This is a genomic window from Trueperaceae bacterium (assembly GCA_036381595.1).
In the GTDB taxonomy this organism is placed as follows: Bacteria; Deinococcota; Deinococci; order Deinococcales; family Trueperaceae; genus DASVCN01.
The window spans coordinates 35,912-56,402 of the sequence record DASVCN010000028.1 but is presented as its reverse complement, the minus strand read 5'-3'; the positions used below and the strand labels follow the sequence as shown (position 1 = coordinate 56,402).

The following is a 20,491-nucleotide window of genomic DNA, read 5'->3' as shown; positions in this document are numbered from 1 at the left end:
GCGGCTTCAAGATCGGTTCCGCGCCTCGCCTCTGCTGCCGCGGCGGAACCCAGAGGGTCCGGTCAGGCGGCCTCGAGGATCGTGACCCGCTCTATCCGATCCGGCTCCTCGCGGCCGGGGCGGCTCGGATCCACCCGCTTCAGCTTGTCGAGGACCTCGTCACCGTCGATGACTCGTCCGAAGACGGCATGCCGGCCATCGAGCCAGGGGGTCGCTCCGAACGTGATGAAGAACTGCGAGCCGTTGGTATCGGGCCCGGCGTTGGCCATCGACAACGTGCCTCGGGCATCGTGCTTGAGGCCGGGGTCGATCTCGTCACGGAAGGTGTAACCGGGCCCGCCGCGGCCGGTGCCGGTGGGGTCACCCGTCTGGGCCATGAAGTCCTCCAGCACTCGATGGAAGGGGACCCCGTCGTAGTAGTTGTTGAGCGCCAGGAATACGAAGTTGTTGACAGTCCTGGGGACCCGGTCCTGGAACAGGTCCACGACCATCTCGCCCTTGTTGGTGCTGATCACCGCCCGGTAGTCGTGTCCCTTCTCGATGACCTCGTCCGCAGCACGGAATCTCGTGGTGCGCTCTTCGCTCCTGGGCACGGGCCGGTAGTTCGTCGACTCTTCACTCACTGCTCTGCCTCCTCGGTTTCGCCTGTCCTGGCGAGGATGGTTACATCTTCGAGCGTGTCCGGCTCAGGGAAGAACCCGGCTGCCGGCACCCCGTCGACGCGTCCCACCACCCCGACGTACCCGCCGATGGTGAACGACTGACCGACCGCGGGGATGGCGCCCAACTCCGCTTCGAGATGGTCACGCAGGCTCCGGTCGGGCGGACCGCCCAGATCGACGCCCTGCTCGGCCAGTTCGGAGAGATTCCCATCGAACCGGAGGACCGCGGTCGGCGTCCCCGGATCGACCCGCTGGAGCTCGTCGAGTACCTCGTCCCCCTCGATGACCTTGCCGAATACGGCGTGCCGACCATCGAGCCAGGGCGTGGCGACCAGCGTGATGAAGAACTGGGAGCCGTTGGTGTCGGGCCCGGCGTTGGCCATCGAGACTATCCCCCTCGAGTCGTGGTCGAGCTCGGGGTGGATCTCGTCGGGGAAGGTGTAGCCGGGACCTCCGCGGCCGGTGCCGCTCGGGTCTCCGGTCTGGGCCATGAAGTCCTCCAGCACACGGTGGAACGGCACGCCGTCGTAGTAGTTGTGCAGCGCCAGGAAGACGAAGTTGTTGACGGTCTCGGGAGCGCGCTCCTCGAACAGATCGATTATCATCTCGCCCTTGCTGGTGTCGAGCAGCGCGTGATAGTCGACCCCCTCCTCGAGGACGGGTGCGGCGCCACCGAAGGTGAGTTCGCGCTCCTCGGTAACCGGGGGGATCACCTCGAAGCCGGCCGGCGCCACAGGCGGTGGGGTGTTCTGGACGACTAGTTCAGCCTGCTGCGCCTCGTCACGAGCCTGGCCGTCCAGCCAGATCCCGCCGGCGACGATTATCAGTGCGATCAGTGCGACGGGGAAAACTCTTCCCATTGATCCCTCCAGGCTATCGCTCCGGGCAGTTTAACCGCGGCCGAGCGGGCCGCGGTACCGGCTCCGGTACGAACGGGCCGTCGCTCGCTCCTCGGACTGTGACTTCTGCCGCACCTGAGAAAACGTCGGTGGGACGAGAGATTCCGTAAGTTTCCCGTGAGTCCGTCAAAATACGATGGCCGTTATGAAGTTCCATGAGATGCTGACCTCGTTCGTCGAGAAGGGGGCCAGCGACATCCACTTGCATGCGGGCCTCCGGCCGATGATCCGCGTCAACGGACGACTCATCCCCGTCAGCGATTCGAAGCTCTCCCCGAAAGCGACCGAAGGACTCGTGGCGATGATGTGCGACGAGCGCCAACTCGCCACGTTCAAGGAGATGAACCAGGTAGACCTGGCGTATTCGGTGGCTGGCCTGGGCCGCTTCCGGGTCAACCTCTTCCGCCAACGCGGCTCGGTAAGTGCCGTGCTGAGGGTCATCAACTCCAGTGCCGAGCAGCTGAAGGTGGTGTCGTTGCCGCAGGAGATCCTCGAGTACTTCCGCGACCAGGAGAAAGGGCTGGTGCTCGTCACCGGTCCCACCGGGTCCGGCAAGTCGACTACGCTTGCGCGGATAATCGACGAGATCAACAGGACCCATAACAAGATGATCATCACCGTGGAGGATCCGGTCGAGTTCCTGCACCAGCCCGACAAGTCGGTCGTTGTGCAACGGGAGATCGGCCAGGATGCCCCGTCCTTCGCCACCGCCCTGGTGGCCGCCATGCGCCAGGACCCGGAGGTCATCCTCATCGGCGAGATCCGCGACTACGAGACGGCGGCCGCGGCGATCTCCGCAGCCCAGACGGGTCACCTGGTTTTCTCGACGCTCCACACCCTCGACACGGTCCGGACCGTCAACCGCGTACTCGAGCTGTTCCCGCCGCATGAGCGTGACACGGCCAGGATCCTCTTCGCCGAGTCGCTGGTGGGCATCGTCTCGCAGCGCCTGCTGCCCCGCAAGAACGGCGGCAGGGTCGCGGCGATGGAGATCATGAAGGGCACTCTGCGGATCAAGGACCTCGTCAAGGACGAGGAGCGCTCGCACGAGCTGTACGACGCGTTGCGAGACTCTTCGCTCGACGGGATGCAGCTGTTCGACGATCACCTGGCGCGGCTCTACAACGAGGACGTCATCGACTTCGAGACCGGGCTCCACTCGGCCACCTCTGCCCAGAGCTTCAAGATGGCCGTGACCCAGATCGACCTGCAACGCAAGGCGCGGGCGGGTTCGGAGGAGCGCGAGACGGTACCAGGGCAGCCTGTCGGCTAGTAGCTGATGCCGGGCGCTAGCATGCTGACCGGGTGTTCACAGGCGCCCGGCAAGCAAATTTGTTCCCGGCCCCGGCCAACCCGGACGTCTACTCCGACCACGTGACCCGACACCGGCCTGTCCCGTGGCCCCGGCCGCGGACCCCCTGAGCCAGCTTCAGAAGGGCACGTCGACAGAGGGGGTGGGGGCCTGCTGGGGCGCTCCGAACGCCGGCTTGGCTCTCGGTGCCAGAAGCGCGTCCCGGTCGAGCGTCACCCTCGTCCTGATCCAGGGGCAGCTCTCCTCGAGCAACGCCAGACTCTCCTTCTCGACCCGCAGACCCTCCGTCTGATAGGTGACCGTCCCTCGTGAAGAGGAGAACCTCAGCCGCACCGGGGTCAGGCCGGCGTGCTCGTCCATCAGCGAACGCAACTCCTCCAGCTGGTAGCGGCTCACGTCCTCGAGGTCGAACTCGACGATGGCCATCTCCGGTATCTGACCCCGCTGGTCCCAACGGACCAACCTGTCGGCGACGAGCCGGACCGAGTCGCCGTCTTCCGAGAGCTCGACCACGACCACCGCCGGCGCATCCTCGGCGAGCAGCTCCGCGATCGCCTCGTAGGTGCGGCTGAACGCAACCACCTCACGGGCGCCGCTCTCGTCGGCGATCTCGAACCGGGCCATCATCGTGCCCTTGCGCGTGGGCCGCTTGCTGACGTTCTGGAGGATCCCCGCCAGGGCGACCCGGGCACGGCCCTTGAAATCCGGTTCGGCGCGCTGCCGCTCGAACCACGCTTCCACCCGGTCGACGGGGCAGGAGGCGGCGTCGGCCAGGCCAGGGTAGGAGGCCATCGGGTGCGAGGAGATGTAGAGGCCCAGCGCATCCTTCTCGAAGCGGAGCAGATCGAGTTCCCCGAACGGCTCGCCGTGCACGATCTGGGGCGGCTTGATCTCCTCGGCCCCGAATAGGCTGAACTGGCCCGACTCGGCCTGCTCACGCTGCGCCGCGCCCCACTTCATCGCCGACTCGAGGTTGCGCAACAGGTCCGAGCGGTCGCCGAGACGGTCGAAGGCGCCCGACTTGATCAGGTGCTCCAGCGCCCGCCGGTTGACTAGCGTGGAGTCGATCCGCTGGCAGAAGTCGTGAAGGTCCTTGAAGGACCCGCTCCGCCTGCGCTCCTCGAGTATGTGGTCGACCGCCGCGTCGCCAACGTTCTTGATGCCGTAGAGACCGAAGCGGATGACCTCGCCCACGGGCGTGAAGTCGCTCCGGGACTCGTTGATGTCGGGGGGCAGCACCTCGATGCCCAGGTGCCTCGCGTCGTTCACGTACTGCGCGACCTTGTCGGAGTTGGCGCGTTCGACTGTCAGGAGGGCAGCGGCGAACTCGACAGGGTAGTGGGCCTTGAGGTAGGCGGTCTGGTAGGAGAGTACGCCGTATGCGGCCGAGTGGGAGTTGTGGACGATGATGTCGTTGGCGACGAAGTTGTGGGTACCCGCGATCTCCAGGTCGAACGTCGGTTCGCTGCCGGCGTAGTCGATCGCCACGACTCGCTCCCAGAAGATGTCCTCGCTGCAGGCTTCGGTCGAACCCCACCGCTCGCGTTCCTTGTCTACCGCGTATCTGGCTTCGCTCGGGACCGTATCGACGCCATCCCTCTCGGCAGATACAGCGTTGAGGCGCGCCCGTAAGCATCCAAGCTGTTCTTCCTTGCCGATAATGTGAGGACCGATATGGGTGATGAAGGCTTCGATACTTCGGCGCCCCAGGAGCCGCACCGTATAGCCTGTTCGTCCCTCGCCATAATGGGATCTCTTCTCTGTAATCCTGCTGACGATTCCAAACCGCAGTAGTAGGTGCTGGAGCTGTCGACTAAGGGTGATCGATGAAGTTGCTGCGAAGGGAGTGAGGTCATTGCTACCGGCTACGGAACCGTCACCAGACCAATACCGGCCGATGATTACGGCCAGTGACCGGTTGTCGAGCTGGAATGCCGCCTCCGGAAATCGCTTCTGGGATGGGCCGTGACCTATCAGACCCAACGACTCCAACCACAGGCGAACACCGGAACGTCCTTTGCTCGCGCCGCCCCTCTTACCCGTTCCTGGATACACGTCGTAAACGTCAGCCCGCTCCGGACGCTGCTTAACGCCAGGTTGCGTGTCCGGGAAGTTTCCCGCCGCCTTGAGCATGTCGTCCACGAGAATTTTGTCTCGACTGTAGAGATATACCCCGCTGGGATGGCTCGTGTTCCCCTCTGACAGCACCCAGCCGAGCATTACGAGTTCATGCTCTGGCCAACTGTTGGCGCCTTCGATGGGAAGTCGGCCGGGTGATGCGATCCGATCTCCAACTTCGAGATCTTCCAGATTCTTCCAACCCCCGGGTGTCAGGAAGGGGTGATTACCGGTAGCGGTGATCTCCTTGCCGAGAGACGTAAGCAACCGGAACACCGGTTTCGTGCCGTTGTCAACTACATCGACGACCGCACTTCGGGTCAGAGAGAAGTCAGCCCGCAAACTTACTGCCTGACTACCCGAGCTGCCACGCTCGAACAGTTCCTTGGCCGTCACCACTTCACCCGTCGATAGCGGGATCTTGGTACTGCCGATCACGCACTTGTTGAAGCCATAGTTCGCGAACTTTTCGAGCAGATCGAATATGCTGTTCGCTTCCCTCTTGCTTATCCCCTTCTGCGCAGCGCCCTCTTCGAACAGCTTGCGCTGCTTCTCCATCTCGGAGACCTTCTTCTTGCCCATGGCGCGGCGCAGCAGGTCGGCCTCGCCGAGGCTGTAGCCGGCAACCGCCTGAGCGATCTGCATGATCTGCTCCTGGTAGACGGGGATGCCGTAGGTCTCCTCGAGGATCGGCGCCAACAACTCCTTCGACTCGGGGAACTCGTCGTAGCGCACCTCTTCGGTTCCGTGGTGACGCCGTATGTAGCTGGGGATGTTCTCCATCGGCCCCGGCCGGTAGAGGGCAGAGACGGCGATGAGATCCTGCACCCTGCGGGGCCGGAGTTTCTTGAGGGTGTCGATCATCCCCGGACTCTCGAACTGGAACACGCCCGCGGCGTCACCCTTCGAGAGCAACTGGAACGTCTTCTCGTCGTCGACGGGGAAGTTGTCGGGATCGAGTTCGATGCCACGCGACTCGCGCACGATCTTCACCGCGGCCTCGATGAAGGAGAGGGTCCTGAGCCCCAGGAAGTCCATCTTGAGGAAGCCGAGATCCTCGACCGAGCCCATGTCGTACTGGCAGACGACCGGTCCGTCGCCGCTGCGGAAGACCGGAGCCAGCTCCTGGACCGGGTCGCGGGAGATGATCACGCCGGCCGCGTGGACCGAGGCGTGCCGGGTGAGCCCCTCCAGGCTGCGGGCCACATCCACGTACTCCTTGGCGCCCGCCTCGTAGAGCTCCCGCATCTCGGGCACGTCTTCGAGCGCCTTCTCTATGGGGACCGAGCGGCCGAATACCACCGGCACCAGCTTGCTCACCTTGTCGGCGTCGGCGAAGGGCGCTTCCAGCACGCGGGCGGCATCCTTTATCGCCGCTCGTGATGCCATCGTCCCGAAGGTCGCGATGTGAGCGACCCTGTCGTCGCCGTACTTCCGACGCACGTAGTCGATGACCTCGCCGCGCCTGACGTCGGAGAAGTCGATGTCGAAGTCAGGCATGCTGATCCGGTAGGGGTTGAGGAAGCGTTCGAAGAGCAGGTCGAACTCGAGCGGGTCGATGTCGGTTATCCGCAAGGCGTAGGCGACTATCGAGCCAGCTCCGGAGCCGCGCCCGGGCCCCACGGCGATGCCGTTGTCCTTCGCCCAGTTGATGAAATCGGCGACGATCAGGAAGTAGTCGGGGAAGCCCATGGCGATGATCACGCCAAGCTCGAACTCGGCTCGTTCGAGGATGGTGAGGGCGCGTTCGTCCTGCTTCCTCTCCTTCAGCTTCGCCAGGTGCGGGTACTCGAAGCTGTCGTAGGTTTCGCCCTCCCGCTTGGCCCGCCGGCCCTGTTCGCCGAGCCTGGCCAGTTCCAGCAGGACCGTCTCGAGGGGAGCGTTCGGCGATACGCTCCGGGTCGCATCGAGGGCAGCGCTCGAAGGAAGCTCCTGAGCGGCATCCAGGTAGGCGCGGAAGAACCGCTCGTCGATCTCCTCGTAACGGATCATCAGCCCCTGGTAGGCCTGCACCCGCAGCTGCTCGGCCAGTGTGCGACCTTCGGGTAGCGGCAGCTCGGGCATCTGGTAGACCCGCCTGTCCCCGATCGGCAGGGTCACGTCGCACATCTCGGCGACCCTGAGCGTGTTGGCGATGGCGCCAGGGTAGTCGCTCTCGGGGATGACCTTCGCCATCTCCTCCGGCGTCTTGACGTAGAACTCGTCGCAGGGGAAGCGGAAGCGGTTGGGGTCAGAAAGGGTGGTCTTCGTCTGGATGGCCAGCAGCGCCTCGTGGGCCCTGGCATCTTCACGCCGCACGTAGTGCCCGTCGTTGGTCGCCACCATGCCCAGGCCGTAGCGGTCCGCGAAAGACTTGAGCACCGGGTTGAGCCGCCGTTGCTCCTCGAGGCCGTGGTCCTGGAGTTCGATGAAGAAGTCCTCGCCGTAGATGTCCAGGTATTGCCGCAGCGCCTCTTCGCCCGCCTCCTCGCCAAGATCGAGGATCGAGCGGGGGATCTGCGCGCCCAGGCAGCCGGAGAGCGCGATCACGCCTTCGCTGTACTCGCGCAGGAGCTCGTGATCGACGCGCGGCTTCATGTAGAAGCCCTCGAGCCACGCCCTGGAGTTGAGCTTGCAGAGGTTCCTGTACCCATCGAAGTTCTTGGCCAGCAGGGTCAGGTGGAAGTAGCCGCCGTCGAGCTGCGAGGAGGGGCGACGCTTGTCGAACCGCGACCCCGGAGTGACGTACGCCTCGAAGCCGATGATCGGCTTCACCCCCGCGCCGGTCGCAGCCTTGTAGAACTCGACGGCGCCGTGCATGTTGCCATGGTCGGTCATGGCGACGGCCGGATCGTCGGGGCTCACCTCCTTCGCCCAGGCGATCAGGTCCTTTATCCTGGCGGCGCCGTCCAGCAAGCTGTAGGCGGTGTGTTGGTGGAGGTGGGCAAAGCGTCGCTGCTCCGAGGGCATGACCCAATGGTACCGTCCGGCCGGCGGCACGCGGATGTGCTGCATTGCCGGGTGAGCAACGCCACACCTGCCGTTTTCATCTGCTTGTCAGCTGGGGTTAGTCGTGCCTGAATACGACGCCGCGATAGTGGGCTCGGGCCCGAACGGCCTGGCCGCCGCCATCACACTGGCCAGGGACGGGCGAAGTGTCGCGGTGGTCGAGGGGCACTCTATCCCTGGTGGAGGGATGCGCTCGAGCGAACTCACCCTGCCAGGTTTCGTTCATGACGAGTGTGCTTCGGTCGTGCCGCTCGCCGCCGCGTCCCCCTTCTTCGCCACGCTGCCCCTGGCTCGCTACGGCCTGAGCTTCGTGCAGCCCGAGATACCGCTCGCCCATCCTCTGGGAGATGAGGAGGCGGTCGTACTTCGCCGTTCGATCGCCGCGACGGCCGCCGGCCTGGCCGAGGACGGCGGACGTTGGTCGCGCCTGATGGCTCCACTGGTGGAGGGTCAGGAAGCGATCCTCGGGGATCTGCTGGGTCCTCTTCGGATCCCCCGGCGACCCCTCATCGCAGCGCGTTTCGGCCTGCCCGCCCTGCTGCCGGCCACCTCGTTCGCCCGCGGCTACTTCGGGGGCCGGAGGGCCAGGGCGCTCTTCGCGGGCCTCGCCGCCCACTCGATGCTGCCGCTGGAGCGTCCCGGCAGCTCGGCCGTCGCCCTGGTACTGGCGATGCTGGGCCACGCTTCCGGCTGGCCCTTCGTGGCAACCGGCGCCTCAGCTCTCGCCGACGCCCTGGTCTCGTGCCTCCGCTCTCACGGCGGCCGGTTGGAAACCGGCAGATGGATCGCGGACCTCGAAGAGTTGCCCTCCAGCCGAGTCATCCTCCTCGACCTGACTCCTGGGCCGCTCCTGCGCGTATCCGGCGGCAGGTTCTCTGGCCCCTACCGGAAGCAGCTTGGGCGGTACCGCTACGGGCCCGGGGTCTGCAAGGTCGACTTCGCCTTGCAGGAACCGATACCTTGGCTCGCCCGCGACTGCCGCCGAGCCGGTACCGTTCACCTCGGCGGATCGGCAGAGGAGATCGCCGAGGCCGAGAGGACCGTCTGGCGGGGCGAGCACCCGGAGCGCCCCTTCGTGATCGTGACGCAGCCGTCCCTCTTCGACCCGTCCCGAGCGCCTCCGGGCCGTCACGCCGCCTGGGCCTACTGCCACGTTCCCCACGGATCGGGCCGCGACGTCTCCGGCATCATCGAGCGACAGATCGAACGGTTCGCGCCAGGTTTCAGGGAGTCGATCCTCGCCCGCTCGGTCAGGACCGCTGCCGAACTCGAGAGGTACGACCCGAACTACGTGGGCGGGGACATCAACGGCGGGGTGCAGGACCTCGGGCAGATGTTCACGCGGCCGACGCTCAGCCTTACTCCCTACGCCACCAGCGATCCGCGCATCTTCATCTGCTCCTCCGCGACCCCGCCAGGCGGGGGAGTCCACGGCCTCTGCGGCAGCAGGGCGGCGCGCTTCGCACTGGCGGCCCTCGCCCGAGCATGAGGGGCGACGACTGCACCGAAGAGTCGTTCAGCACGGCACATTCGGCTCATCCCGCGTTGACACCCTTCGTCCGTGCGTGGTAAGTTTGGACGCTCTGGCGCCGTAGCCAAGTGGTAAGGCAGAGGTCTGCAAAACCTCGATTCACCGGTTCGAATCCGGTCGGCGCCTCCAATCTCTTTCAACCGAACGCGGCGATGACCAGCCCCACGGGGATGGACAGGGCGAGGATCGCGGTGACCGAACGGTAGAGGATGATCGGCCACCCGCTGGTCGTCGCACCTCTCGTCCCGTTGTAGAACATGTATAGGGTTCCGGCCAGGAGCACGGCTCCTACGACGGTGAACACTGGCAGGTCGAGCAGGGAACCCGCCAGCACGCAGGCGTTACCGAGGTTGTAACTGCCGATCTCGATGCGGACCGTCCGCGCGTCGGGTGGCCGCACCTGGAGGAACGCCTGGCCGAGTCCCAGCACGAGCTGCGAGAACCCGACGACCAGCGTCAGGTAAGCGACCGACCAGGAAGCTTCATAGGATGGTGCGAAAGCGGAGGCGGCAGAGACGAGCCCGGCGGCAACCACGGCGAGAGCGGCGACCAGTACGAACGGTGCCGCGAGCGGCCAGCGCGCTCCGAACTCGTCCGTCGGCAAGGTTCTCATAGCTCAGTCTAGCGGCGAGTCGGACCTCTCCCCATCGCCGCTGTAATCGAGGTGCCCGTCCACGACCGTGGCTGCCGAGGTATATGGGTGTTCGTCGCGCCTGGTAGGCGAAAGCAGGTGGATGACGCGGTGCCCGCGGACCTTCAGGTAGTCGGCGATCAAGCCGCGGTGGCAGCGCCACCACACCGCCTCGGAACACATGATGGCCAGCCGTTCCTCGTGGGCCAGCTCGAGCAGGCGTCCGATGCCTCGGGTGAACTCTTCCGTGTCCATATAGTCCGCATAGGCGCGGAACGACTCGTTGCGCCAGGCGGTGTGGCGCGAGTCGATCGACGCCTTGCGGCGCCCGCCAAGCTCCGGGAAGTGGCGATACTCGATGCCTGCCGCCTCCAGCGACGCCGCCAGGTTATCGGCCCCGTACCGTGGGAACTTGCGGGAGCCGGGATAGCGGCGAACGTCGGCAACGAGAGTGATGGCGGCGCTCCTCAGCAGCTCTTCGAACTCGTCGTACGGCCTGCTCGAGTGCCCGACGGTCCAGAAAGTGAGCTGTCCATCCGGATTGCTGCTCACTGCTCTCCTCCCATCGCCGGCGGACCCGGTGGGCACCGGCGGCACGAGGCCAAGGCTAACCGAGGAGCCGTTCCACGTTCCCCCGCTGCTTGACACGATCGTGCGCTGGCAGCTTTAATACTCTCCTGGCAGCCTCAGGAACCTGCGTCGCGAACGGTTCCTCGTTCGACGGGAGTCTGACCCGAGGCTAGCCAGCGACGATCGCAGGCGCGTAGCTCAGTGGGAGAGCGCTACATTGACACTGTAGAGGTCGGCGGTTCAATCCCGCCCGCGCCTACCAACCCAAACAGACGGGAGTGACGGGAGCGACCATCAGAAGCGCCCTGCCTTGCGCAGCGCCGGCCCCCCTGCACACCCCTCCGGCGACCCTACGAAGTCGTTTGCATGAATTGTTCCGTATGCATCGGGGCTTCTTCGATGTCGATGCCGATCGGAGAGGGCGGGCAGGAACGCGGATCGCGTCCAGCAGGGCCCTCATCCCATTCAAACGTTTTCGTAGGGAGTCGGGGAGGGTATACCCGGCCCGGGCCCAAGCGGACACGGCATCCGCCTCCGAACCGGAACGGCGTCGGCAAATCGCCGCGTACCAACTAACCGCGCTCGAACTCCGGCTGGACCGAGGCCCCTTGGCCCCAGCCGAGCTGCAGGTCCAGCAGCTGCTCCAGGCGCCTGTTGTGCGGCGCGAAGTACTCCTCGAGTCGCTTCCTGGTAGCCGGAGCCATCCCCGCGCGCTTGCCCTGAGGCGCCGAATTGTGCCGCTCGAAGCGCTTGGGCCTATGCGGTGGGACGCCGAGGAACTCCCAGACCTTCTCGAGGACGCCCTCCGGGTTGGCGGCGAGCTCCTCGGTCTGCAGCACCAGCAGTCGTTCCCGAGGGAAGTAGCGGTACCAGCCTTCGAGGTGCTCCGCGTATCGTCCTCTGCGCAGGTAGCTGTAGTAGTTGATCTCGCGAGCGTAGAAGCTCGGATCCTCCTCCATCCGCGCCAGTAGGGCGCCGGTTCGCGTCTCCTCGGCCGCGAGCGCATCCTCGAAACCCAGTGGTTCGTGCCCCATCCTCACGGTGTGGAGGTAGTGCGAGAAGGCGCGCTCGACCGGGTCGCGAACCAGGAGGATCAGGCGGACGTCGGGCAGCGTCTGGGCGATGTGCCGTGGCGCGTGAGGGTAGTCGAAGTAGCCGGTGCTCGCCTCGAGGGTGGCGGCCGGCCAGGGACGTTCGAGGGGAAAGCGTGAACGGTACCAGTCGAGGCCCTCCGCGAAGTAGATGTCGAAGAAGCCTATCTCCTTGCGTGCCGGCGGGAGCATGCGCGGGTGCTCCAGGATGTAGCGGTAGAGGCTGGTGGAGCCCGCCTTCTGGGAGCCGATCAGCAGGACCGAGGGGAGCATCCGCGCCCCACTGGTGATCGTCCTGAGCGGTCGGTCCAGGCGCCGAGCGACGCGGTTCAGGCGCCCCCTCACTTCGTCTCCGCCGGGGCGAGTTGCACCGCTGCCGGCCGCCGCACCAGATGGTCGGCCAGCCGCAGCGCCAGGGCAACGATCGTGAGCGTCGGGTTGGCGAAGCCGCCGGTGGGGAAGACCGAGGAGCCGGCAAGGTAGAGGTTGGGACTGGCGTGCACTCTTCCGTGGGCGTCGACCACTCCCTTGCGAGGGTCGGTGTGCATCCGCGTGGTTCCCATGTGGTGCCAGCCTCCGGAGACGCCGTCGAAAGGTTCCTCGTTCGCCACGACGCGGCCCAGGCCGCTCTTGCGCAGCTCCTCATCGAGGATCGCCGTCGCACGGCGGACGCTCTCTTCGTCCTGCCGGCTCAGCCTCCACTCGAGGCGTACCCGTTGTTGCCCGAGAGCGTCGCGGTTCTCCGAGAGCGTCATCCGGCTGTCGCGGCCTGGCGCTTGCTCGGTCATGGCGTTCAGCTTCACGACGTTCGGCTGCAGTGGCCTACCGGTTCGCTCCTTCAGCCGCTGACCCGCGTAGCGAACGATGCCCGGCAGGTCGGCCGCGGCTTCCCACAAGGCCACCGGTAGTTCCTTGATCCGGTTCGGTCTGCCGCTCCCCTTCAGGGAGGTCAGTGCTTTGACCGACCTCGTCGGGACGGCCCGCCACATCGGCTTCAAGCCGACGCAGAAGTCGAGCAGCGCCTCACTCCTCAGTGCCCCCTCGCTCAACCGCAGTTTCGCCATCACCGGCCGCCCGGCGTTACGGTGCAGGCGGTAGAGGCCGAGGCGCCCCAGCAGCGCCGGGTCGCGGGGGAGCATCCATCCTGCGCAGAAGTGAGGGTGCTCCATGAAGTAGCGGCCGACGAGGTCGTGCTGGTTCCCCAGGCCGGTCGGCTGAGCGGAGCGGGACACCAGCAGGAGCCGGGCGTTCTCGAGCGTGCCGGCCGCCAGCACGAAGGTGCGGGCACGTACCTCGAACTCGTGCCCTCGGCTCACGATCACGCGCGCGGCCTCGACCTCGGCGCTGCCCGGTCGAGCGACGAGTTCCTTGACCGTGGCGTGGAGGAGGACCCGGACCGACGGTGAGGCCGAGAGCTCTTCCGGGAGCTCACCGGTGAATCGTTCTCGGGGCAGGAAGCGGAACAGGGTGGTCTCCACGACCGCGCGATCCAGCGGCAGCAGCGGGTGGTGCTCATCAACCCAGCGGCCGACGTCGTCGGGGAAGGTTCCGAGTCTGAGGAACTCGTAGGCCTTCCGGTAGTACGGTTCGATCTCCCGGAAGTCGAACGGCCAGCCGCATTCGCGCAGCGGCTCCCGGGCTTCGAAGTCGAGGGGCCTCAACGGTTGAAGCCGCGGGCCCACTTCGCCCTCTCCCAGGTCGATGTTCCACAGGTGACTCGAGCCCCCCAGGCGGCGGTAGCGACCGCTGGCGAGCTGATCGTACGGCTGACCGACGCTCTCACCCTCGCTCAGGTCCTGTCTCGCTGCCTCATCGTCGTTGCCGCCGCACTCGAGGAGGGTTACCGACCGGCCGGCAGCTGAAAGCGCCGCTGCCAGCGTCAGGCCCGCTACTCCTCCGCCTATAATGCAGACGTCGTCCCGCAGCGTCGCTCCGCTCGGGACCTCGTCGGCTGAATTGAGCACTAAAATCTACCCCCAGCACACGTTATGCCGGCCTTCAGCGAGTTGCAGCGGCGACCGTACCTGGACCCTCGGCGAATGCACTTTCGTTCCGTGCAGGAGCGGACCGAACGCCGGGGCTCGACGCCCGGCGTTCGGTTGCGTCCGGAGCATCCACGGGTGACCTCGCAGGGTTCGAAGGCAGTGCCTGAACCCTTCCTACAGGCGCTAGCGGATCGCGCTGTGTGCTCGGTACCTTGGCTATGGAGGCCGACTTGCTACCGTTGGAACCACGCCTCCTGGGTGAAAAACGAGCAGCGGGGGTATGGGGTGCCTGGAAGAAAACTGACGATCGCAATTCCAACGTTCAATCGAGCTCGCCTGCTCGACGAGCAGCTGTGCTGGCTCGCTCGGGCCATCAAGGGTTACGAATCCGAGTGCGAACTACTCATCTGTGACAACGCCTCGACCGACGACACGGCTGACGTGATCGAACGGCATGTCGAACAGCTCGGTGGCGGCGACCTCGCAGTGAGGCACGTCGTCCAGCCGCGGAATGTCGGAGCCATCCGCAACATCATCTACTGCATCAGCAACGCCGGCGGGGAGTACGTCTGGACCGTAAGCGACGACGATGAGATCGACGAGGATGCGGTCGGGAAGGTGCTCGAACTCATCGATGCCAACTCCAACCTGGCGTTGATACTGCTGAACTTCTCGACCAGGCACCACCGAACCGGTAAACGCAAGTTCAGGCGCTGCTTCGAGAACGAGTGTGATGAGAACGTCGAGAACGGCGCTCTGCTGTTCGAGAAGTACCTCGCCGAGCGGCAGCCCTCGCGCTGGGGCGGCCTGGCGCTCACCACCGCCGTGGTCTACCGGAGCCGCGATGCGCGCGAAGCGCTGTCGAGGTGGCCGGATGCCTCCAAGAACCTTACGATGCAGCTTTTCATCAGTGGCTACTGCGCTCGCAACGGCAGGATGGCGGTGACTCACCAGCCCATGCTCGAGATGATCGGCGGCAGGCACTTCTTCGAATCGGACGTGGAACTCTACACCCGCTTCCGCTTCGCTCAGGTCCCCGAGGCGTTCGTCAAGCTCATCGAGATCGGCTACTCGGCAACGCTGCTGCGGCGCAAGATCCTCGAGGTACGCCATGAGGTGAGGTGGCGTTTCGTACTGAAGATGCTCCTTCGCAGGCCGCGACTGATCGCCGTGACCGCCAGGCGCTATCTGGCCAGCCTGATGGCGGCCGAGAGGTTGGCGCGACGGGAAACGCTCAGACGTCCTCAGGCGCCGCTGGTGACCAGTACCAAGTAGCGGCTGCTCAGTCGCCGATCGTCGGAGCGGCCAAGCGCCAGCTGCTGGGTCCGACCCCATCGTGAACGGTGGGCCAGCCATCCTGCCAATCGATAGGGTCGATCAGGGCGGGCCTGCGGGTGGCGCCCCCGGGAAGGAACGGCTCGTCCGGGGAGATCGCGTGATAGACGATCCAGTCGGTGCCGGCGTCGTCTCTGACGATCGCGTTGTGACCCGGTCCCACCCACTCATCGTTGCGGTATAGCACCACCTCCCCGCCGCCGTAGCGCAAGTCGCGTCCGATGGAGTCCTCGTAAGGACCCAGCAACTCGCGTGACCGTCCCACCCAGGTGATGTAGGTACTCGCCGCACCCTCGCAACAGGAACCGGAGGATAGGAAGAGGTAGTAGTAGCCGTTGCGCTCGATCAGGTACGGGGCCTCGAACCGGGTGTCGGCCAGGAGGACCGGCTCACCGGTTGCGCTGCTGCCGGTTTCGTCGAGAGCAACCGCGTGGATGCCGTGGAAGCTTCCCCAGACGAGGGTCCGCTCGCCATCCTCGTACCAGGCGAACGGGTCTATCGAGTTCTCGACCCCTATATCGTCCGAACAGAAGACGGGTCTCCCCAGATCCTCCCACGGTCCCGTCGGGTGCGGGGCGGTGGCCAGGCCGATGCACGGGTTGTCGTCGCCCCAGCGGGAGTAGGAGTAGTAGAGGTAGTAGGTGCCGTCCTGGTAGCTGAGGTCGGGCGCCCAGAGGAAACCACCGGACTTCCAGGCAGGGGGAAGGGTGAAGACGTCGCCAACGAACTCCCAGTCGACGAGGTTCGGGGAGCGGAAGATGGGCAGGAAGTGTTCTACGCGGCCGTCCCAACTGTCCTGGGTGGCGATCAGGTAGAAGAGGCCGTCGTGTGCGCGCAGGACCGTCGGATCCGCGGCCGTGGGGAGCACGACCGGATTGATGTAGGTGGCGCCGGGGGATCGCGCGAAGCTGCCGCCAGCCGTCAGCAACGTGGCGATCATCAGGATCCGTTTAACGATCATGTCTGCGCCCTTGTTCCGGTCGCCCGCTGCCGATAGGCGCGTGAGGCCCCGGTTTCGTGGCGGTGCGCCTCGCTTGGGCGGAGGTGGTAGAGACCGGCGGGACAGACGAACCCGCTGCGTTCCCGCAACAGCGTGTTCCAGTCGATGTGGTCGAAGAGCGGCCACCAGGTGTATCCGATCACCTCTGCACCTCCATCTCGGGCATAGGCGATCTCGCCGAGGTTGTAGTCGATCCAGGCGATGCGCTCCTCTTCGGTGCCGGAGTGGCTCGACTCGGCGATGAACAGGGGAACACCGTAACGGCGCCAGTAATCGAGCAGAGTGGCGCCTACCCCCAACGGCTCTCTGGCCGGTTCGATCCGCATCTCGCCCTCGGGACCTGTTGAGATGTCGTGTTCCGTGTCGGGGTAGTAGTCGAGCCCGATCACATCGATCTCGACCGGCTCGTGGCGAAGGGCCTCAGCGGGATAGCCGGCCTCGTGCAGCCACTCGTACGTCTCGCTGCCCGGCTGGGTGAGGCCCAGGAGCAGATCGAAGGCCGCGTAGCGTTCTTCGGTCCGCTGTCGAGCGACGGCTTTCAGCTCTGGCGAACCGGGGTGGTAGGTATCAGCGCCATCGTTCAGCCAGATCTCGGCCTTGGGGTTGGCCGCGCCGATCGCCCTTATGCCACAGCGCAGAGCCTCGACGACCGCGTGCAGCATGCGTACGAAGCCCTCCCGTCCCTTCAGGTGAGGTGGCCAGATTCCCCAGCCGGCCCGGAAGTAGGTGGTGATGTACGGCTCGTTCAACGGCGTCAGCTTCTCCACCGCGCCGCGGTAGCGTCCGGCGAACTCGCGGCAGAAGCCAGCGAAGGCCGAGGGGAACTCGGGGTCGAGGAAGCCACCTTCGAGCCAGGCGGGAACTCCGAAGTGGACCATGTCCCAGATCGGTTCGAGCCCGACCGACTGGAACTCGTCCACGACCAGGTCGCACCAGGTCCAGTCGAATTCCCCGGGGCGGGGCTCCAGCTCGGGCCAGGTGATCCCGTAGCGGACGGCTGAGGCCCCCACGTCACGCGCCAGCTGCAGGTCCTCGCGCCACCGGTCGCGGTGGCGGGTCCAGCTCAGTTCGTCGACTCCCATGTCGGGGATGAAGGCGTTCTCGATGCCGACGATCCAGCGGAGGTCGTTGCCGATCGATGCCGACTTCGCCACGTCAATCGTCCTTGAGGCCGGTCAACGACATGCCCTTGATGAAGTAGGGTTGCGCCAGCAGGAAGGCGACCAGGACAGGCAGGCTGGCGATGGCGGTGCCGGCCATGAGCTTGCCGTACGCGGTCCAGTAGCGGCTCGAGAAGGTGGTGATGGCGACCGGCAGCGTCTGCATTTCGCCATGAACCACGAACAGGGGCCACACGTAGTTGTTCCAACAGGCCATGAAACTGAAGAGGGCGAGCGCCGCCATCGGAGCGACGAGGAAGGGGAGCAGTACGTAACAGAGGATCTGCAAGCTGTTCGCGCCGTCGAGCCTGGCGGCCTCCTCGAGCTCGCGTGGAATGGAGACGAGGAACTGGCGCATCAGGAACACGCCGAATGCACCTGGAACTCCCGGCCAGATGAGGGCGTTGTAGGTGTCGATCCAGTTGAAGCGGATCATCATCAGGTAGTGGGGGATCAGGAAGATGATGCCGGGCACCATCATGCTGGCCAGCAGGGTCCAGAACCAGACCTGCCGGCCGGGGAACTTCATCCGGGCCAGCGGGTAGGCGGTGAGGACGCCCAGGAGCACGGTCAGCAGGCTGAAGCAGACGCTGGTGAAGAGCGAATTCCAGGTCCAGCGGAGGAATGAAGCGGTGGGCGAGGCGAGGATGTCGCGGTAGTTCTCGAGGGTCGGGTTCTCGGGGATCCACTGGACGGGCCGGGCGACGGTATCGGACTCCGGCTTGAGCGAGGTCGAGGCCATCCAGTAGATGGGGGCGAGGAAGAGGAGCGCGAGGATAGAGAGGGTGAGGAAGCGGCTTATCCCGCGCGGCAGTCGTCGTCGGCTTCGGGTGGTAACGCGCGCGGTCCGTCCGCTGCGTGCGACGGTCGCCATCAGTCGGCTCCTCGGCCGGTATCGCGCAACAGGAGCCGGAACTGGAACACCGAGATGAGCAGCAGCGCCAGGCCGAAGACCATCGACATGGCGGCGGCCGAGGAGAACTGGAAGTTGGTGAAGGCTTCTTCGGTGATATACATCATCACGCTCTGAGTCGAGCGGAGCGGACCGCCGGCGGTGATGACGTGCGACTGGCCGAAGAGTTGGAAGCTGGCGATGGTGCTGGTCACGGCGGTGAAGATGGTTACCGGTGTGAGCATGGGCCAGGTCACGTGCCGGAACTGCGCCCATCTGCCTGCCCCGTCGAGCTGGGCAGCGTCGTAGTAGGCCTGAGGAACAGCGGCGAGGGCTGCAGAGTAGAGCACCATGTTGAATCCGACCGTCCACCAGAGGGTGCCCACGATGATGGGTACCCAGGCCCAGCCGACCGTGGTGAGGAACGGCACCGTGTCGAGCAGCGGCAACTGATCCAGGATCACGTTGATCAGCCCGCTTCCGTTCTCGAACATCCACTTCCAGAGCAGGCCCATTATCGATACCGCCAGGATCGTGGGCAGGAAGAAAACGGTGCGGAAGAAGCCGCGTCCCCAGATCGGCTTGTGGAGCAGCAGGGCTAGCCCGATCGCGCAGGCGATGAGCAACGGCACCGTGATCACGACGAAGAGGATCGTGTTGAGGAGTGTCTTCCAGAAGAACCGGGCCTCGGGGCTACCGGGCGTGAAGAGAGACCGGTAGTGATCGAGTCCCACGAATACCTGTTGGTCCGAGAGCAGATTCCAGCGGTGGAGGCTCACGAAGATGCCGAAACCGATGGGGAAGACGATGAAGATAAGGAAGAGGACCGCGTGCGGCAGTAGATAGAGGTAAGGAACGAGCGGATTACGGTCGTCGAGGCGAAGCAGAGCCGGACGCTTCGGATGGCTGAGGGTCATGGATCTGCTCCTTCCGTCGGATGTCGGGGGTGGCCGGGGCCACCCCCCTCGGTCTCGAAGGTCAATCTCGCGGGGGAAGGCTCTGCAGGCCATCCTCGATTCGCGCTGAGGCCTCCGCGGCAGCGTCGTCGAGCGCCTGATCGACGCTCTTGTCGCCCAGCAGTGCCGCCTCGAAGCCGGCATCCCAGGCCGCACGAAGCTGCGCGACGAACGGGAACCCGGCGAGGATGTAGGTATCGGGCAGAGCGTCGCGGACGGCGGTCATCGGGTGTTCCTGATAGTCGGGATGGTCGGCTACGGCTGGTTGCGTGGGCAGACTGCCCCCGGCAGTCCACTTGAGGTTCTGCTCCGCTTGCGTCATCCAGCTGATGAAGGTGAGAGCCGCCTCGCGCTCCTCGGGATCGCCGCGTCTCTGCATCGGCATCACCAGGTAGGAGGCTCCGCCCCATACCTTGTAGTCACCGGTTCCCAGATTGGGCAGCGGCGCCACGCCGAAGTCGAGGCCATCCTGATTCTGGTACTGGGTCAGCATCCAGACGCCGTTGAAGTTCATCGCCGCCTTGCCCTGACGGAACGCGTCGATCTCGCTCTGCTCGGTAGCGTTGGCAGGCGATACCTGGTGCTCATCGACGAGGTCGACCAGGAACTGGACAGCTTCCTTGCCGCCCTCGGAGTTGAAGTTGACCGCGTAATCTTCCGATGCAGGGCCCACGAACGTGACGCCGTTCTGAGCGGCGACCGAATAGGCGATCGTCCCGCCCATCCAGGGCGTGGGAACCCCGACCGCCCACTGAGCCAGGTCGTCGTGGTCGAAGCCCTCATCGCCAGGGTGCCGTCCGGCCGAATCGACCGTCAGGGCGCGGGCCGCGGCAAGGAACGCCTCCCGGTCCTGCGGCGGGTTCTCGGGGTCGAGTCCCGCCTCCTCGAAGAGGCTCTTGTTGTAGTACATGACGAGCATCACCGAGTGGATCGGCACGCCGTACACAGCCCCGTCGACAGTGCCGATGTTCCACAGCGACTCGTAGAAGCGTTCGGCGTCGATCTCGTGGCTGGAGAGCTCCTCAGGCGTGATCTGGGCCAACGCCCCCCGCATGATGAAGCCGGTGATGACGTCCTCGTTCACGGCCACCACGTCGGGAGCTCGTCCGGCTGCAACCGAAGGCTCTATCTGCTGGAAGAGGTTCCCCCAGGGTATCGCCTGCGGGGTGACCTCGATATCGGGGTGGGTCTCGTTGAACTCGGCGACGAGACCTTCCATCACCGGGAGGTCTGGCCCGGTGAAACCGTGCCAGTAGTCGATCTGGACCTGGGAGAAGGCCACGGTGCCGCACACCAGGCCCACGACCATCAGCAGTGCGAGACGAGCGTTTCGTGTAATCCCCTGTACCATGCTTCCTCCT

15 protein-coding genes and 2 tRNA genes are annotated in these 20,491 nt (G+C 65.4%); 5 read left to right on the top strand and 12 right to left on the bottom strand.

Annotated features, from left to right (window positions below; genetic code table 11):
• Positions 1-62: 62 nt before the first annotated feature.
• Together VF168_10700 and VF168_10695 are read right to left on the bottom strand one after the other, a co-directional pair.
• The gene (locus tag VF168_10700) at positions 63-623 is read right to left on the bottom strand and encodes a peptidylprolyl isomerase (GenBank protein ID HEX7004641.1); all 561 of its coding nucleotides are present in this window, start codon (positions 621-623) and stop codon (positions 63-65) included.
• Entirely contained in the window at positions 620-1,522 is a 903-nt protein-coding gene (locus tag VF168_10695) for a peptidylprolyl isomerase (protein HEX7004640.1), read from the bottom strand. The genes VF168_10700 and VF168_10695 overlap by 4 nt, the downstream gene beginning before the upstream one ends.
• 184 nt (positions 1,523-1,706) lie before the next feature.
• Here VF168_10695 and VF168_10690 point away from each other — a divergent pair, with 184 nt between their 5' ends.
• The gene (locus VF168_10690; protein HEX7004639.1) at positions 1,707-2,834 is read left to right on the top strand and encodes a PilT/PilU family type 4a pilus ATPase; all 1,128 of its coding nucleotides are present in this window, start codon (positions 1,707-1,709) and stop codon (positions 2,832-2,834) included.
• A 156-nt stretch (positions 2,835-2,990) separates the two neighbouring features.
• On the opposite strand, the gene dnaE is transcribed toward VF168_10690, so the two are convergent.
• Complete coding sequence (gene dnaE, locus VF168_10685) at positions 2,991-7,940, bottom strand: DNA polymerase III subunit alpha (protein ID HEX7004638.1); 4,950 nt, start codon at positions 7,938-7,940, stop codon at positions 2,991-2,993.
• Positions 7,941-8,043: 103 nt separating this feature from the next.
• Between dnaE and VF168_10680 the strand changes: the two genes are divergently transcribed.
• Complete coding sequence (locus VF168_10680; protein ID HEX7004637.1) at positions 8,044-9,468, top strand: NAD(P)/FAD-dependent oxidoreductase; 1,425 nt, start codon at positions 8,044-8,046, stop codon at positions 9,466-9,468.
• 96 nt (positions 9,469-9,564) lie between these two features.
• Positions 9,565-9,639, top strand: a tRNA-Cys gene (locus VF168_10675).
• Positions 9,640-9,646: 7 nt separating this feature from the next.
• Here VF168_10675 and VF168_10670 read toward each other — a convergent pair.
• Both VF168_10670 and VF168_10665 read right to left on the bottom strand, forming a co-directional pair.
• Positions 9,647-10,123 carry a hypothetical protein gene (locus tag VF168_10670; protein HEX7004636.1) on the bottom strand — a complete coding sequence of 159 codons (477 nt, stop codon included), beginning with the start codon at positions 10,121-10,123 and terminating at the stop codon, positions 9,647-9,649.
• Between the two features lie 3 nt (positions 10,124-10,126).
• Entirely contained in the window at positions 10,127-10,693 is a 567-nt protein-coding gene (locus tag VF168_10665; protein ID HEX7004635.1) for a DUF488 domain-containing protein, read from the bottom strand.
• 205 nt (positions 10,694-10,898) lie between these two features.
• Here VF168_10665 and VF168_10660 point away from each other — a divergent pair.
• Positions 10,899-10,973 (top strand) — tRNA-Val (locus VF168_10660).
• 310 nt (positions 10,974-11,283) lie between these two features.
• On the opposite strand, the gene VF168_10655 is transcribed toward VF168_10660, so the two are convergent.
• Together VF168_10655 and VF168_10650 are read right to left on the bottom strand one after the other, a co-directional pair.
• Positions 11,284-12,147: a sulfotransferase domain-containing protein gene (locus VF168_10655; protein ID HEX7004634.1), complete on the bottom strand. Its 864-nt coding sequence runs from the start codon at positions 12,145-12,147 to the stop codon at positions 11,284-11,286.
• Complete coding sequence (locus VF168_10650; GenBank protein HEX7004633.1) at positions 12,144-13,766, bottom strand: GMC family oxidoreductase; 1,623 nt, start codon at positions 13,764-13,766, stop codon at positions 12,144-12,146. The genes VF168_10655 and VF168_10650 overlap by 4 nt, the downstream gene beginning before the upstream one ends.
• A gap of 306 nt (positions 13,767-14,072) precedes the next feature.
• Between VF168_10650 and VF168_10645 the strand changes: the two genes are divergently transcribed.
• Positions 14,073-15,062, top strand: coding sequence for a glycosyltransferase family 2 protein (locus tag VF168_10645; protein HEX7004632.1), 990 nt, complete (start codon positions 14,073-14,075; stop codon positions 15,060-15,062).
• Positions 15,063-15,069: 7 nt separating this feature from the next.
• Here the strand turns inward: VF168_10645 and VF168_10640 are convergent, their stop codons facing one another.
• The 5 genes from VF168_10640 to VF168_10620 all read right to left on the bottom strand — a co-directional run bounded on the left by VF168_10640 (position 15,070) and on the right by VF168_10620 (position 20,481).
• Positions 15,070-16,083 carry a family 43 glycosylhydrolase gene (locus VF168_10640; protein HEX7004631.1) on the bottom strand — a complete coding sequence of 338 codons (1,014 nt, stop codon included), beginning with the start codon at positions 16,081-16,083 and terminating at the stop codon, positions 15,070-15,072.
• On the bottom strand, positions 16,080-17,276 hold the full coding sequence (locus VF168_10635) for a family 1 glycosylhydrolase (protein ID HEX7004630.1): 1,197 nt from the start codon (positions 17,274-17,276) through the stop codon (positions 16,080-16,082). Before VF168_10635 ends, VF168_10640 begins: the two co-directional genes overlap by 4 nt.
• Before the next feature lies 1 nt (position 17,277).
• Positions 17,278-18,156, bottom strand: coding sequence for a carbohydrate ABC transporter permease (locus VF168_10630; protein ID HEX7004629.1), 879 nt, complete (start codon positions 18,154-18,156; stop codon positions 17,278-17,280).
• Positions 18,156-19,091: a sugar ABC transporter permease gene (locus VF168_10625; GenBank protein HEX7004628.1), complete on the bottom strand. Its 936-nt coding sequence runs from the start codon at positions 19,089-19,091 to the stop codon at positions 18,156-18,158. The genes VF168_10630 and VF168_10625 overlap by 1 nt, the downstream gene beginning before the upstream one ends.
• 61 nt (positions 19,092-19,152) lie before the next feature.
• Positions 19,153-20,481, bottom strand: coding sequence for an ABC transporter substrate-binding protein (locus tag VF168_10620; GenBank protein ID HEX7004627.1), 1,329 nt, complete (start codon positions 20,479-20,481; stop codon positions 19,153-19,155).
• Between the last annotated feature and the right edge of the window lie 10 nt (positions 20,482-20,491).